The 14,472-nt window shown below is 64.5% G+C and carries 14 protein-coding genes and 1 pseudogene; 6 read left to right on the top strand and 9 right to left on the bottom strand.

Going from position 1 to position 14,472, the window contains the following annotated elements; translation table 11 throughout:
- Together ON29_RS18990 and ON29_RS18985 are read left to right on the top strand one after the other, a co-directional pair.
- Positions 1 to 718: aKG-HExxH-type peptide beta-hydroxylase (locus ON29_RS18990; RefSeq protein ID WP_217999221.1), on the top strand; the 718-nt coding region annotated here is incomplete at its 5' end.
- A gap of 110 nt (positions 719 to 828) precedes the next feature.
- Positions 829 to 1,581: a phosphotransferase gene (locus ON29_RS18985; RefSeq protein WP_245549020.1), complete on the top strand. Its 753-nt coding sequence runs from the start codon at positions 829 to 831 to the stop codon at positions 1,579 to 1,581.
- Between the two features lie 752 nt (positions 1,582 to 2,333).
- Here the strand turns inward: ON29_RS18985 and ON29_RS18980 are convergent.
- Positions 2,334 to 3,554, bottom strand: a complete 1,221-nt coding sequence (locus ON29_RS18980; RefSeq protein ID WP_245549019.1) for a PucR family transcriptional regulator — start codon at positions 3,552 to 3,554, stop codon at positions 2,334 to 2,336.
- Between the two features lie 805 nt (positions 3,555 to 4,359).
- Positions 4,360 to 4,542 (bottom strand): hypothetical protein, encoded by a 183-nt coding sequence (locus tag ON29_RS18975; protein WP_040868043.1) that lies wholly within the window; start codon positions 4,540 to 4,542, stop codon positions 4,360 to 4,362.
- 367 nt (positions 4,543 to 4,909) lie between these two features.
- Here ON29_RS18975 and ON29_RS18970 point away from each other — a divergent pair, with 367 nt between their 5' ends.
- Positions 4,910 to 5,848: a SulP family inorganic anion transporter gene (locus tag ON29_RS18970; protein ID WP_083863774.1), complete on the top strand. Its 939-nt coding sequence runs from the start codon at positions 4,910 to 4,912 to the stop codon at positions 5,846 to 5,848.
- Between the two features lie 8 nt (positions 5,849 to 5,856).
- On the opposite strand, the gene ON29_RS18965 is transcribed toward ON29_RS18970, so the two are convergent.
- Positions 5,857 to 7,275: an ABC1 kinase family protein gene (locus ON29_RS18965; protein ID WP_373283891.1), complete on the bottom strand. Its 1,419-nt coding sequence runs from the start codon at positions 7,273 to 7,275 to the stop codon at positions 5,857 to 5,859.
- A gap of 727 nt (positions 7,276 to 8,002) precedes the next feature.
- Between ON29_RS18965 and ON29_RS18960 the strand changes: the two genes are divergently transcribed.
- Positions 8,003 to 9,169: a PucR family transcriptional regulator gene (locus ON29_RS18960; protein ID WP_245549018.1), complete on the top strand. Its 1,167-nt coding sequence runs from the start codon at positions 8,003 to 8,005 to the stop codon at positions 9,167 to 9,169.
- Positions 9,170 to 9,188: 19 nt separating this feature from the next.
- On the opposite strand, the gene ON29_RS18955 is transcribed toward ON29_RS18960, so the two are convergent.
- From ON29_RS18955 to ON29_RS18945, 3 genes and pseudogenes are all read right to left on the bottom strand, one after another.
- Positions 9,189 to 9,821: a TetR/AcrR family transcriptional regulator gene (locus ON29_RS18955; RefSeq protein WP_040868036.1), complete on the bottom strand. Its 633-nt coding sequence runs from the start codon at positions 9,819 to 9,821 to the stop codon at positions 9,189 to 9,191.
- Positions 9,822 to 9,899: 78 nt separating this feature from the next.
- On the bottom strand, positions 9,900 to 10,559 hold the full coding sequence (locus ON29_RS18950; protein WP_245549021.1) for a TetR/AcrR family transcriptional regulator: 660 nt from the start codon (positions 10,557 to 10,559) through the stop codon (positions 9,900 to 9,902).
- Positions 10,560 to 10,689: 130 nt separating this feature from the next.
- Positions 10,690 to 11,043 (bottom strand): annotated as a pseudogene (locus ON29_RS18945) (efflux permease Rv1217c-related protein); the annotation flags it as partial.
- Between the two features lie 55 nt (positions 11,044 to 11,098).
- On the opposite strand from ON29_RS18945, the gene ON29_RS37790 reads away from it, so the two are divergent.
- Complete coding sequence (locus ON29_RS37790; protein ID WP_083863771.1) at positions 11,099 to 11,584, top strand: universal stress protein; 486 nt, start codon at positions 11,099 to 11,101, stop codon at positions 11,582 to 11,584.
- Positions 11,569 to 12,534 (top strand): acyl-ACP desaturase, encoded by a 966-nt coding sequence (locus ON29_RS18935; RefSeq protein WP_040868032.1) that lies wholly within the window; start codon positions 11,569 to 11,571, stop codon positions 12,532 to 12,534. The genes ON29_RS37790 and ON29_RS18935 overlap by 16 nt, the downstream gene beginning before the upstream one ends.
- A 94-nt stretch (positions 12,535 to 12,628) precedes the next feature.
- Here the strand turns inward: ON29_RS18935 and ON29_RS18930 are convergent, their stop codons facing one another.
- The 3 genes from ON29_RS18930 to ON29_RS18920 form a co-directional block, all read right to left on the bottom strand.
- Positions 12,629 to 13,120 carry a TerD family protein gene (locus ON29_RS18930; RefSeq protein ID WP_051175365.1) on the bottom strand — a complete coding sequence of 164 codons (492 nt, stop codon included), beginning with the start codon at positions 13,118 to 13,120 and terminating at the stop codon, positions 12,629 to 12,631.
- A gap of 412 nt (positions 13,121 to 13,532) precedes the next feature.
- Positions 13,533 to 14,069 carry a transposase gene (locus tag ON29_RS34305; protein WP_063825349.1) on the bottom strand — a complete coding sequence of 179 codons (537 nt, stop codon included), beginning with the start codon at positions 14,067 to 14,069 and terminating at the stop codon, positions 13,533 to 13,535.
- Between the two features lie 59 nt (positions 14,070 to 14,128).
- Positions 14,129 to 14,472, bottom strand: a 344-nt coding sequence (locus ON29_RS18920) for an ABC transporter permease (RefSeq protein ID WP_040868030.1), incomplete at its 5' end; no start/stop codon positions are given.

Raw genomic sequence — 14,472 nt, 5'->3', positions numbered from 1 at the left:
TGCGGTGCCGTACCAGGGGAGTGAAATTTACCCGGTCGATCAGCTCAGTGCGGCGGAGGCCGAAAGCTGGCAGCGTGCTTTCACCGCGGCCATCGACATCATCGACACCTGTTTGCCCCGCTACGCTCCCGGCCTGCGCGCGGGATTGCGTACGGTGCTGCCACTGCAGTCCGATGGCAAGCTCTCGCGAAGTGCGTCGACACGTCTGGCCTTCGGCGCCGTGGGCCTGGCTCCAGCGCGACTGGACGGCGCGTCACTCGCCGAACTGTTGGTTCATGAGTTCCAGCATGTCAAGATGGGCGCGATACTCGACATGTTCGAGCTGTACGACCTTTCCGACACCGAACCGCGTTACCACCCATTGTGTTTCGTGCATCCTCGTCCGATCGAGGGGCTGCTGCAGGGTGCTTATGCGCATATCGGGGTGACCGATTATTGGCGGGTGCGGCGGACGCTGGTCGACGGTGCCGACCGGGTGGAGGCGGAGAGGCAGTTCGCTCGCTGGCGGATGATGACCGCTGAGGCGATCGGTCAGTTGCGGGATTCCGGATCGTTGACGGGGTTGGGTGAGCGGTTTGTGCAGGCGATGGGGGAGACGGTGTTGCCGTGGTCGAGTGAGCCGGTGGATCCCGCCGCCGAAGCCGCCGCCCGCGAAGTGGCCGAGGAACACCGCGAGCGTGAGGCCCGACTGAGGACAGCCGGGCAGCGCAAGCCGTGATCCGAGCCGGTGAGTCCAGGCAGGAGATCCGCCGGCGGGCGGTTGCCGCTGCCGTGGCGGTCGCTCGGCGGCACGGTGTCACGGTCACCGCACCCGAGGTTCTCAAGGACGTGAGCAACGTGGTGATTCATCTGCGGCCCGCTCCGTTCGTCGCGCGAGTCACCACCACCACCTTGTTGCGCCCGAACCTTCCGTCCTGGTTGCGACGCGAAGTCGCGGTTGTCCGTTACCTCGCCGACCATGGCGGAGCCGTCGTGCCACCCAGCGACGAGCTGCCGCCCGGACCGCATCATCACGAGGGAATGTGGCTGACTTGCTGGCAGTACATCGAACACGACCCGGAGTATGTTCCGGGTATCGCGGAATTGACCGATTCACTTGCCGAGCTGCATCGCGTGCTGCGCGGCTATCCCGGTGACCTTCCGTATATGGGCGTAGTGCTGGATGAGATACCCACCATGATCGACACCCTCGAGCGCCTGGAAATCGTTCCGGCGCATCTCATTGTCGCGTTCCGGGCGGAGTTCCGGCGATTGGCGCCGATCTTGATGGCCGACCGCGAGACTGCCCAGCCATTGCACGGCGACGCACATGCCGCCAATGTCCTCGCGACGGTGAACGGGCTGCTCTGGAACGACTTCGAGGACACCTGCGCCGGCCCGGCGAAATGGGACTATGCCACGGTGCTGCACCGTGACCAGCAGTGGAAACCGGTCCTGGGAGAGCTGCACCCATATTGCGCCGCGAGGTCATTGGAGGGCTGTGTCTGGACTCTGTTGCTGGCACATCGCTTTCCCGATCAGCAACACGTCGCCGACACATACCTCGACCGCTGGCGCCGGTCCCTCACACAGGGTCCGTAACGCGAGGAGCGCCCCGACCCGACCCCATCGCACTCGCTTCTTCTGATCTCCTCGCCTGTGGTCGGCTATCGGTGGAGTTGTGACCGGCCCGCTTGTCGCGGAGTGTTTCGTCGGATTCACTCGAGTTGTCGCGAGCCTGTCGCGATCTGAATGTGCGTGCCTTCGTACAATGCGGGTACGGGTAAGTGAACCCGCGGGGGAGGAGCAGGACAGGTGTTACTTGCGGGCTGCTGAATATACTTTTCCGGACGGAGGAATCGGCGACGAGGTCACATCCGTCGCCATCGTCGGCACTGTGGTTGCGGAGGGATGAGTCTGGTCCAGAAGTCGTGGCGTACGGCGTCCCACAACGTGTTGAGTTCCGGAAAGAGTTCTCGCGCTCGAACGAGGTCCGGTAGATCGTCGGGACCGAAGGATGCGATTGTCGTGGCGTCAGATGCATCGTGGACGGCGACGATAGAGATGAGTTGGTCCTGAAACACCCGCCAGGTCGCTCGCAATCCGGCTGCTTCAGTTCGTCGAGTATGATCCATGATTTTTCTTTCACATCCCGCTGTGTTCCACACCTTTGTCGACACCGAACGTGCGCGGACATTTCACTGTATTCAGCTCGAGGGATACCTAGTCGTGCGAAAATCTGCGATTGGGAGCAACCCGCGGCGCTGTCCGGTGGGACGAAGCAATCCGCGGCGGCGGCGATGGTGGACGAGCATCGACTGGCGTACTTCCGGACCCGCTCGACCGCGTTCTACTCATTTGCGGTATGTGCGGGCGACCAACGCCGAACGCAGGCGCCACAGCCCGCTCGCCTGGGCGGGATCGAAACCTGTGAGCTGACCGATCCGCTTGAGCCGGTAATCCACGGTGTTGGTGTGTACGTGCAGTAGCCGCGCAGTGCGCCGGCGGTTCAGGTTGTGCGCTATATGGATTTGCAGAGTCTCCAGCAGTTCCGGATATTCATCCAGTGGATCGAGCAGCGACCCGAGCTGTTCGCGGGCGGGGCCGGGTCGGGTGAGCTGGTATTCCAGAGCCAGCTCGTCGAAGTGATATAGGCCCGGCACCGACCCGAGCCGGGTGACCATGTCGAGCAGTTCGTGGGCTTGATCCGCGGCGGTGGGCACGGCGTCGGTAGCGGCGGTTACCTCGGTCGCGGTGATGTGTACGCGGGCCGCCCGCGACATATGCCCGACCATCTCCTTCAAAGTGCCCCTGGTGATGTGATCGGCGGGGATGAGCAGGGTGCCGCCGTCGACCGAAAGCAGCGACAGCACGGTGTCGTCGCAGCGGGTGGCCAATTCCGCCTGCACACGCCGGAGTTTGCGGCGGGCAACGACTTTCGCGTCCAGCATCGGGTTGGACTCGTCCGGGTGAGACGGAATGGCGAGGGCTATGACGCGATATCGGTCGGAGATGTCGATGCCGCACTCGCGGGCCATGGTGGAGGTGGGGTGCCCCCCGAGCAGCGCAGAGGTGAGCGTGTGCACCGCGGTGTGGTGCTCTGACACGACCGCGCGCAGTTCGCGCACATAGGCCACCGAGACTGCCGTGGTCATGGTGTCGAGCATTTCGACGACGAGTTTGGCGCCGTGGAGGATGCTTTGATAATCGGCCGTGCTGACGCTGAGCATCGGCTCGGTGTCAGCCGAACCGGAGGCACGCTGCTCGGCCAAGGCTGTGGACACCACCAGGTCGAAGCCGATCTTGAAGCCCTCGTGGATTGCGTGGTGAATGGTACCGATGGGCACACCTTCACGAGCCCATTGCGCCGCAGCCTCCTCGAGTTGCCCGGTCTTCTCCGAAATGTTGCTGCCGTCCAGCATGCTGACTGCCAGCTCCAAGCACACACGGGTGATGATGGTGATGTCGCCATGGATCGCGTCACCAGGCAAGGTGCCACAGGGGGCTACGGTTTCGACAAAATGCCCGACCATCTGCCGCGACAAGGCGCGCACGTCTTTCAGCGGCAGCGACATGGGCCGCCCGGATACAGTGAGTCCTTGCCGTCCGGCGAAGGTGAGAGACATGGTGGAGCTTCCTTCCACCCCCGTTAACTGCGCTATTGCACCAGCGTAGCTAGCGCAAGAAGGCAGAGAACGGGTTACTCCGAGTAACGTGAATTTAGGGAAGGGCGGTCGGCAGGCGATAGTGAAACGTCACAATGACAGTCTGCGAGACCGACCTGACCTGCCGAGGGCTACCTCGGCTCGCGTGCGCCGGTGAGTGCGTGGCTCGGGTAGATCACCCATAGGCGATCTTCTCCAGTAGATCCAGCGCTTCATGCACCTTGCTCCGTTCGTCGGGTGGCAAGCTCTCCGATAGGAGACGCGCGGGAGTATTGTTCAACGACCCCCAATGCAATGCGCAGGCGCGCCGCTGTGGTGGCCAGTGCTGTCGGGTCCGCGACATCAACGGCCAACATGCGACTCCTGACTCTCACCCCGCCGGAAGCGAATTGTGGGTGACGTTCTGCCTCGACTCCCCATGCCGGGTGCTTGGTCACGTCGAAAGCCGATGCGCCGCCCGGGGAGCTCCCATCGCGCTCGGTGACCGGGCCGGTGTGCGGGGCTGTTCGCCCGATCCCGGTGCCGACCTCAGCTCTTTCACCGCCCGATCAGCGAGGGATTGTGTCCAACGCGGGCGGTCTTCGGTGTGCCTTGCCTGGCGTCGCTCCGCCGACGGCCATGTTGCGCAGGCTGCGCGGCGGTGACGGCTTCGAACTGGGAAGCGCGCCGTTGCGCTCACCCTGGACCGTGTCGGCACCGCCGCGTGCCACTCGAGCTAGCCGATAGGCAGGCAGAAGGTGTTCTCGGCCGAGCCAAGGGGGATGGGAATACACAATTCCACCGAGCCCGTGACGGGGGTGGCCGAGGACGCATCCGCCGAGGCCGTGCCGACACTGAGGGCGGTGGCCGATAGTGCGAATGCGGCCACGGCGAGCGGGCGGATAATTCTCGAGTTCATACAGTCATCCTCAGTCGTGTTCATGGGGAATTTCCCGGGTTCGGGACGGAACGATCAGATCACGAACTCGAGGGCCCTTGCAGGTCCTTTTCTGGAATTTGGATTTCTAGATCAACTCTTTCCGAAATCGTCGTAGATCATCACAGTAATCAGTGGCATCAACACTAACTGTGACCCGAATACACACGATAGTTCTGCTCATTGCTTGTGGCATTTCGGCCCCGGTGTCGAATATGCGGACGTCGACCATGAGTGCCTGTCGTGCTACATCCGGTCCCTGCCCTGTCGGGTGAAACCTCCGCACAGCGGCGTACCCGCCGTCGCGGGAAACTCATTTCGGAAGAAATTTTTCCGGAGGTGCGTTGTGATGCCGACGAAGATGCTGCCTCTCGGAATAGTGCCGGTCACAAACATTCGTTCGTCCGGCTTTTCACTGCGCTTTTGCCAGTACGTTGATCTTGGAAACTCCCATGCCGAGAGGTTGCGGGCACTGATTGCCCGGAATCGTCCCGCGGCTGATTGCGATGCCTGGAGAACATGTTCGACCGTGCTGAACGCGCACGGTGACGACTCTGTCGTCGGCGTGATCGTGCGCAGCTCCACCAACGTGGCCGCCGGTGCACGCACCCAGGCCTCGGCGATTCTGCACGGCGCGTGGATCCTGGTGTTCTCCATCGCGCTCGTCGGCGTCGTACAGCAGGTCCCGAAGTCGGCGCTGGCCGGGTTGCTCGTCGTGGTGGGTGTCCAGCTGGTGAAACTGGCGCACATCCAGCTCGCCCATCGCACCGGCGACCTGGCGGTATACGCGGTGACCATGGTCAGCGTGGTGTTTTTGAATCTGCTCGAGGGGGTGCTGATCGACCTGGCCGTGGCGTTCGCGATGTTGCTGCGGCGAGTGGTTAAGGTATCGGTGCAGGTCGCGCCGGAGACGGGCATCGATCGCTGGGTCGTCCGCGTCGAGGGCACGTGCACCTTCCTGGCACTGCCGAAGCTGGCCACGGTGCCGACCGGTACCGACGTACTGGTCGAGCTGACCGTCGACTTCCTCGGCCACGCCGGCTACGAGGCCAGCCACGATTGGGCCCGGCAGCACGAAAGTGCCGCAGGTTATGACGAAACCGCCCAGCTGAGCATGGTCAACGTCGCCGTTCAGCTCGAGACCCTGCGACGCCACCCGGTGATCCGTCGGGCCGCCGATGCCCGCGGCCTGACGGTATCGGGCCTGTTCTTCGACATCTCCACCGCCTGCATGCTCGAGGTCACCACCGACGGCGTCAGCGAATTCGACGTCTCCGCAGTGCGGTGAAGACCCGGTCAGCGGCGAGATGGTCCGGGCAGTCGCTCGGCTCGCCACCGTGCCGTTGCCCGCCCGATATCAGTTGCCGGCGGCTCGCCGTAGAGCCACTCGCGGGCCAGCCGATGCCAATTGTTGCTTGTCTCGAGCTGGCCGAGTGCGGCGAAGGTGAACAACTCCGCCCGCCTGGAGAACACATGCTCCGCCGGAAGCAGTTGATGCCGCATACCCCGGAACTCGTCCGCCCTCGGGTCGACGGCGAGGACTACCGCCGCGGTGGCGAGTTCGGGAGTGATCGTGATCTCCTCATCGAGCAGATGCCAACCCGACGCCGCCCACACGTATTCCAGGCATTCCTGTGGTGTGACGCCCGCGGCCGGGTCGATGATGCCGCGGCCGACCCACGCCTGGTACAGATCCACGGCCCGGTGTTCCGCAGCCGCCAGCAGGGACGCACGCTCGAACTCGGCGTCCGCGGGATCCATCCGGTAATACAGTCCGAAATCCACGAACGCGACGCGACCGCCTTTGTCCAGAAGGATGTTGCCGGGATGCGGGTCCCCGCAGAACTCGTAGTCGGAGAACAGTGAACCGATGTAGAAGCGGTAGATCAGCTCACCGATCCGATCTCGGTCGGTCACGGGCAGAGCCCGCATCTCCTGGAAGGACTTCCCTTCGACGAACTCTGTCACCAGAACGTGGTGCGTGCTGTGTTGTTCGATGCTGTCGGGGACGGTGATGAAGGGATGTTCGTGGAAGCGAGCGGCGACTTCATGCTGAGTCCGTGCTTCGCGCAGGTAGTCGAGTTCACCGCCGATGTTACGTGCGATCTCGTCCAGGACGGCGGCGTCGGCCGCGCTCGGCAGCACCGATCTCCACAGCTTGGCGAACAACTGCAAGTTACGCATGTCCGCCTGGACGGCCTCGTCCACACCGGGGTATTTCACCTTCACCGCGACCATTCGTCCGTCACGCAATCTTGCCCGGTACACCTGTCCGATCGAGGCGGCGGCCACCGGCGTCTCCTCGAAATCGGCGAATACTCGGGACATCGGCCCGAGATCACCCTCGAGGACCTTCCGCATCGCCCTGAACGGAACCTCCGGCGCGCGGTCTCGAAGCTCGGCGAGCTTCACTCGAAACAGTTCACGGTGGGATTCGGGGACGAGGTCGACATCGAGAACCGACAGCATCTGGCCCAGCTTCATCGCCGCACCCTTCATGCCGCCGAGCACTGTGACCATTTGCTGCGCGGCTTGCAGAGTGGACCGCTCGGCGAGTATCCGCCGGGCTTCCTCAGGCCGGCCGACCATGGACAGCCGAGTCCCGACTCCACGCACAGCTTGGCCCGCGACCAGTCGGCCCAGGCGGCTGCTCCGCAGCAGTCTGCCTCTGGGCAGCTGACCGGCCGCCATCAGCACCTCCGTTGGTCGGCCCATGATTTATCTCGCGCGCCGTGGGCGTCGGCCGTTCCCTCGACGTCGGCCGTCGATTGAACGGTCTAACAACATACAGCAAGCGGCAGTGACACTAGACAGCTGAAGCTGAAGTGAGCAAAGCTCACTCTTCGGCCACGAGACAGGGAACTGTGATGCCGCAGAAGGCTGCCCGGCAGCGCCGTCGCCCGAGCCAGCAGTGCGCGAAGGAAACGAGGGAGCAGATACTCGACACCGCGGCTCGGTTGTTCGGTGAGTGCGGAATCGCTGAAACCTCGACGAACCGAATCGGGCATTCCGCCCCGATCGCGCACGGCGACGGGCGTCCACGGCTGGATCCAGCGGCAGCAAAACGCGCGATTTTCGACCGATGTTCGTTGCGCGCTCGACCTGTGAGCGCTACCGCAAAAAGTGAGCAACCGTTTCACGCAACGAGCTGGATATCTCTTCGAACGTCGTGCGAACGATCTTCCGCCGCATGTTGCCGCCGTGATCCACCGCCGGTAATGGGTTGCCGAAGAAGAGTGGAAAGTGAGTTCGGGATCCTCTTATCGTTGGACCACGACCGATCAGGCCACAGGTCGAAAGCGATCGCCGTGGGAGTTCGGCCGCCTGGCACGGCTGCTGACCGCACCATCGGCCGGTAGAACCGCAGCAACTGGGCGGAAGGGAGTCGACGATGACAGCCAACGGGGCACTTCGGCGTGGATCGACCGTCTCGGGCGAACCGATGCCATTCCCCGCACAAGGCGTGCAGCAGTTGGTCGGGCAGTCTGTCGACAACGTGATGGCCCGCGCCGTGCTGCCCGGTGACGACGTCGCCCGGGTCTGCCTCGAGCTGTCGGTCAGCATGCTGGACGGGCAGGATATTCCGGCGAAGACCGCCCGGCTGGCCGATGCGGCAACTGACTGGGCCCGCGAAGGCATGCCGATCGACATGGTCCTGCACTCCATCCATGAAGGATTGAAGCTCGGTATGGATCTCGTCTTCTCGAACGGGACGGTGCGGGACTACGCCGATCTTGTAAACAGCATGAAACTGGTCGTGGAAAGGCTCGACATCATGTGCGCCACCGTCGCACGCGCGTATGTCCGTGAGCACAAGGCGGCGGTCGGTGAGCGCCACACTGCCGTCCACGCTCTGACCTCCGCTCTGCTGGGGGGATATTCCACCGCACTAACGGCGCGCGCGGACGGAATCGGCATCGCCGAGGAGTATTCGATTCTGGCACTGCATGTTCCGAAACATCCGGACGAGGAGCATCCGATGCTCGACGGCAAGGTCGTAGCCCGCCGCAAACTGCGCCGCCTGCAGGCCGAACTCGCCAGCCGCTGCGGCGAGAGCGCACTCGCGCTGCTGAGTGTGGACGGCGGGACGATCCTGATCCCGACCGCGACGCTGAGTGACGAGCGCCTCGACGAACTGCTCGCCCAGCTGTCAGCGGCCGCGCGCGTACCGGTGACAGCGGTGGTTGTCACCGCGTCGGCCGCGTTGGTGCCCGGCGCAGCCGACCGCGCTCACGAACTGCTCGACACGGTGCGTCGGCTGCAATACGCCCCCGGTCTGCACCGTTTCGCCGATATGGCGCTGGAATACCAGTTGACCCGGCCGGGTCCGGGTCGTGAAGCTCTCGGGTCGCTGCTGAACCCCCTCGACGAGTATCCCGAGCTGCTCCAGACCTTGCGAAGCTTTATCAGCAACAACCTCAATCGCCAACGCACCGCCCGCTCGTTGCAGATCCACCCCAACACCGTCGACTATCGGCTCAGGCGCATCAGCCAGGTCACCGGACTCGACCCCACCACCACGTCGGGAGTGTGGCAGCTGCGTTCGGCGCTTATCGCCCGCACGTTCAGCAAGCACAGCCAACCCGATTCCCGGGTCGGCACCGTGTGAATCGCCGGGCGCAGGGTGGTCATCCCAGGTCCGACGATGCCGCGGTTTCCGCTTCGGCCCCTGCCGCGATCAGGCGGGCGGTCATGGCGATGACTTCCCGGCGCTCGCCGGTGTCATCATCGAGCAAAGCGGCGCGGACTGCCGCCGCGAAACCGACGTTCATCAGAACGAAGGCCATCGCGTCGTGGCTCTGGTCATTGCCGGGGCCGAGCACCCGGATCAGCAGGACTTTCAGCAGCGCGCGCAGGCGTGGTTCGAATTCCGGGAGACCACTCTTGTAGTAGGCCAACCCTCCTGCCAACGCTCGCACCAGCCCAGCGTTGGCCGCCAGTTCGTCGGTGATGGCCTCGAGGATAGTGACGGCCAGTTCCAGAACGGGTCTGCCGACGGAATCGGACACGCTGCGAATGAGGTGCCGTTCGATATCTTCCAGCAGCCTTTCCAGCAATTCGTCCACCATGACCGCACGGTCGGCGAAGTATCGATAGACGGTATTGACGCTCACCCCGGCCTGGGCAGCGATCCGGTTGGTCGAGGTATTGGCGATCCCGTGTTCCCCGAACAGGCATGCGGCGGTATCGAGGATGTGCTCCCTGGTGGCCTTCGCGCGTTCCTGTGTCGGACGACGAGTCGCCTTCTTCGGCGGGGTCACGTACTCGCTCCTGTCTGCCGGCCCGGGAGGCGGGGTTGTGCGACCTGACGGTGCGCCGATTGTTCCGCATCGACTGCGTCATACCGAGTGCTGCGTGCGTTCGGATTCGATCCACGCCGCGACGGCCCGCGCGGTGACGGTGAGGGCCTGTCTGCGTTGTTGGTTGTCGATCTCGAGCGCCGACGCGCGGAGCGCTGCCGCGATCCCGGTGTTGACCAGCACGATGCTCATGATGTCGTATTTGTGGTCGTCGCCCGGGCCGAGCAGTTGGATGACGAGCACCTTGGCGAACAGACGCAGACGGAGTTCCAGATCGGGGATGCCGGTGTCATAGAACGAGACCCCGACCGCGAGCGCACGTATCAACGGAGCATTGGCCACCAACTCGTCGGTGACAACTTCGAGGATGGACGCCACGAGCTCTGCGGTGGTTTGCTCCACGAGACCGAAAACACGTTCGGTGAAGCGTTGTTCGGCATCTTCGACCAGCCGATCGATGAGCTTGTCCACCATGACCGTACGGTCGGAGAAGTAGCGATAGACCGTGCCGACGCTCACTCCGGCCTCGGCGGCGATCCGGTTGGTCGAAGTGCCGGCGATCCCGTGTTCCCCGAACAGGCGTGCGGCACTGTCGAGAATAAGCTCACGTGTCGCCTTCGCACGCTCCGGCGTCGAACGACGGGTCGCACTGTTCGGCGGCATAAGAACCTCCTGCCTGCTGTCGCTGGGAACGGCCATCGTCGCCAACCCTACGGTCCAGGAAAGCGGCGAAGTAGCGCCCGGTGACCCACGGCCCGCGTATCGGGGACAGTCCGGCGCCGAGCATCCCGGGAATGGGCCTCGGATTCTTCCGCGGCGAGGCGGGAAGTCACCGGGTGATCGTCCGCAGCGGCGCGTTCGGAGTGTGCGTGGATGGAGACGCGGCGTCGAACCAGTCGGGCCAATCGAAGGCGTCCGCGAAAAGCAAGGCCACGGCGCAGTAGGCGAAGGTGGCCCATGCCACGGCGGCAGCCGCCCTCGGCACCCAGCCGAAGGCGAGTGCCGCGACCGCTGTCACCGACCAGACGGCGGGTAGATACACCAGCGCCGCACCGGTCATTCGCAGTGGCTGGACGGCGTCGGAGATCGTCAAGCCGTAGGTCAGCCCGACACCGAATCCGCCGAGGGCCAACACCGCAGCACCGCCGGCCAGTGCGACAGTGAGGTGACTCGCCAGTAATCCTCGATGTCTCGACCGGCGTGCGCCTTCACCGCATCACCTCGCCACTGCGAAGGTCATCGTCGGTGTGGACGGTTCGGACGGGTCGTGGGCCGCTGTCCGGTGGGCGGCGCAGTTCGCGGCCGAACGTGGACGCGAACTCGAGATCCTGCACGGCATGGATCTGGTGGGCACCGGTTGGGTGCTGGGTGACTACGAAGTCGTCATTCCCTCGGTGATCGATGCAATACGCGAACAAGGCGAAGACGTGGTTGCGCGGGCCTGCCGCCGCGCCGGAATCGTCCGGACGGCACCGGGTATCTGCCGTTCGGGACTTTCGGCCCTGTCCGTCCGGTGTGACCAGAAGAGGCAGTGGGACGGCCGAATTCAGGACGGGGGAGGGGCAATCCGGCGCTATCGCAGTCATCGGATGAACGGGTACACGGTCCCTGGTTCTCGGGGCGTTCGACCCTGTGCGCCGTTCGAGGGGCAGTGGTGGTGTGTATGCCGACCGATTCGAAGCACCGAAAAGAGAGGCAGGCAACAGCATTGGCACGTGACCTGACGCAGCGCGAGATTCTGGCCGAACTGGAACCGATCGCCGAGGACTGCGTGCACCGGCACCTGTCGATGGCCAAGGACTGGCACCCCCACGACTACGTGCCCTGGGACGAGGGGCGAAACTTCGCCATGCTCGGTGGCGCCGACTGGTCTCCCGAGCAGTCCTCCCTCACCGACGTGGCGAAAGCCGCGATGGTCACCAATCTGCTCACCGAGGACAATCTGCCTTCCTACCATCGCGAGATCTCCGAGAACTTCTCCCGTGACGGCGCCTGGGGTACCTGGGTCGGCCGCTGGACGGCCGAGGAGATGCGGCACAGCACGGTGATCCGCGACTACCTGGTGGTCACCCGCAGCGTGGACCCCGTTGCTCTCGAAGCGGCCCGGATGGCCCACATGACCAATGGATTCTCCTCCGGCGCAAGTGAAAACGACGTCGCCAGCGGCGCCGGATTCCTGCACTCGGTCGCCTACGTCAGCTTCCAGGAACTGGCCACGCGGGTCACCCACCGCAACACCGGTCGGGTGTGCGACGACCCGATCGCCGACCGAATGCTGCAGCGCATCGCCGCCGACGAGAACCTGCACATGATCTTCTACCGCACCATCTGCGGCGCCGCCCTGGACCTGGCGCCCGATCAGGCGATGGAGGCTATCGACACCATCGTGGAGAACTTCCGGATGCCGGGCGCGGGCATGGCCGACTTCCGCCGCAACGGCGTGCTGATGGCCAAGCACGGCGTCTACGACCTGCGCCAGCACTTGGAGGAAGTGCTGCTTCCGGTGGTCAGGCAGTGGAACATCATGGACCGCGACGACTTCGGAGCACGCGGCGAGCAAGCGCGCGACAGACTCGCCGCATTCCTCGACGACCTGCAACAGGTGCGAATCCCGCGCTTCGAACAACAACGCGCCCGTGCCTTGGAGCGCGAACGTGCCCGCGTGGCACAGTAGCGCCCGGTCGAGGTCGTACAGCGCGACGTCGAGGGATGCGTGTCGGCTGGCGGCACCCTGCCGAGGCTTCGAGGTGCTTTCTGCCGATTGACTGTCAGCCCGAGAAGCGGGCTATCTGTGGGATCGCCTCGACGGGATGTTGTGCACCGATGGCCTCGCCGATCGGCTGGAACTGCCAGGCTGTTTGCGCGCGAGACACTTTGCCGACCACCAGGCCGGTATGTAAGTGGATCGCGCTGAGGTCGTGGTGGGCGATCTCGGTAGCGGACACGGTGTCCACCGCGCGACAGAACGCGTTGTCGATTTGGTCGAAGGTTTGGCCGGTGTAAGAGGTGACGAGGAGGACGATGGTGGTGGTGGTGACCTGAGCGGGTATGCGAGTCAGGTCGATGGTGATGACCTCGTTGTCGCCTTTGCCTTCGCCGGTGGTGCTGTCCCCGAGGTCGCGCACGGAGCCGTCTCGTGAGCTGACCTGCTGGTGGTAAACGACGTCTGCGATGTGGTCATCGGCGAACAACACTGCCGAGACGTTCAGATCGATGTCTTTCGCGTCGAAGCCGAAGCGGCTCCGCCGGCGGGATCCCATCCCAGCGCTCCGCGCAGGTGCTCGAGCTGTGTCCGGTGAGGGTCAGTGGCTGTCATGTAATGCTTCCTTCTGATTCGATCTCGGACGAGCTCTCAGCGATGTTCGTCGGAGCGGCTCTGGGAGCGGAAAGCTCTTGGTCTCAACGGGATCGCGAATGCGGCGAGTAGACGGCGGACTTTCGTGGATCGGCAGCGTCAAACCTTCCGGGGAGGTCCGAGGGTGGGAGCGCCGCCGGTTGGTTGGGAACCCCGGCCGCGACTTCGGCAGTTGCCGGCGCAGGCAGAGTAGGGGTTCCGCGATCTGTGACTGCCCCGCATCGCCGTAGTGTCTGAGCACCGGCGCCTCCTGATCGTCGGACGGCCCGATCTCGGCAGGGAGGATCGGGTGGCCGACCAGACTTCCCGGCGCACCATCAGTTCCCGCAGCGGTTGGCGCGGCGAATCAGCAGGGCGACGTGCCACCGCGATCCCTCCCCGGGCGAGCATCGCGTGCACCCGGGGCGACCATAAGTCCCGCCGGAGCTGGTATGGATATCGACGATCTCGGGCAGCAGCTGTTCGTCGGCGATCTGCCGCGCCGACGGCGCCTGCAGACGTTTGCGCCACCAGTAGTAGGTCGACGAGGCGATGCCGAGCACCCGCAATACGAGCTCGACCGGGTGCCGGCTGTCTTCGACGAAGCGCACGATCACCTCAGAACGCAAGATGTCATTGACCCGTTCCAGCTCGGCGACCTGTTTGCGCAGCCGCTTGTTCTCCTCGACCAGATCGACATCCACGGGTTCGGGGCGTTGGCCGGCATCAGCTCGGCGGATCCAGTTCCGCAACGCCGCGTGATGGACTCCCAATTGCTGGGCCAGCTTCCGGACCGTCGGTTTCGGGTCCGAGTCCTGATACAACCGGACCGCTCGGGCCTTCAATTCGTCCGGGTACTTCTTCGGTGCTGCCACGCGGGGCTCCTTCCTTGCCATGCCCCGCGATGGATCGGCTTCGGCCCCGCGCGGGTCGGTTACGGGTCGTTGCGGCGGTGGACCTTCGATCGTGCGACCAGTTCGGTGGTCACCGCGACGGCGGATGCTTGGGCCAGCAGCAGACCGGTGAGCACCAGCATCTGTACTGCGGCGGCCTGTAGGGCGGAGCCGCTGGCGAGCAGTACGCCGACGAAAGCGCCGGGCAGCGTGACCAATCCGACTGTGCGGGTCTGATCGACGCCCGGCAGCAGCGCATCCCCGGCGCTCGGGCGGACGACCTCGAGCCGTGCTTCGCGTTCGGTTAAGCCCAGACTCATCGCCGCCTCCACTTCACCCCACCGTTGTTCGACCGTGTCGAGGGCTCGACGGGCGGCGAGCGATG

The sequence above is a fragment of the Nocardia exalbida NBRC 100660 genome (assembly GCF_000308575.1).
Taxonomy (GTDB): domain Bacteria; phylum Actinomycetota; class Actinomycetes; order Mycobacteriales; family Mycobacteriaceae; genus Nocardia; species Nocardia exalbida.
This window is presented reverse-complemented; position numbering and strand designations above follow the sequence as displayed.

Bases quoted from the DNA above. Each gene is read 5' to 3' on its own strand.
- ON29_RS18980 (WP_245549019.1), bottom strand. From the start codon at position 3,554: ATGTCGCTGCCGCTGAAAGACGTGCGCGCCTTGTCGCGGCAGATGGTC.
- ON29_RS18975 (WP_040868043.1), bottom strand. From the start codon at position 4,542: ATGAACTCGAGAATTATCCGCCCGCTCGCCGTGGCCGCATTCGCACTA.
- ON29_RS18970 (WP_083863774.1), top strand. From the start codon at position 4,910: ATGCCGACGAAGATGCTGCCTCTCGGAATAGTGCCGGTCACAAACATT.
- ON29_RS18965 (WP_373283891.1), bottom strand. From the start codon at position 7,275: ATGGGCCGACCAACGGAGGTGCTGATGGCGGCCGGTCAGCTGCCCAGA.
- ON29_RS18960 (WP_245549018.1), top strand. From the start codon at position 8,003: ATGCCATTCCCCGCACAAGGCGTGCAGCAGTTGGTCGGGCAGTCTGTC.
- ON29_RS18950 (WP_245549021.1), bottom strand. From the start codon at position 10,559: ATGGCCGTTCCCAGCGACAGCAGGCAGGAGGTTCTTATGCCGCCGAAC.
- ON29_RS18930 (WP_051175365.1), bottom strand. From the start codon at position 13,120: ATGGGATCCCGCCGGCGGAGCCGCTTCGGCTTCGACGCGAAAGACATC.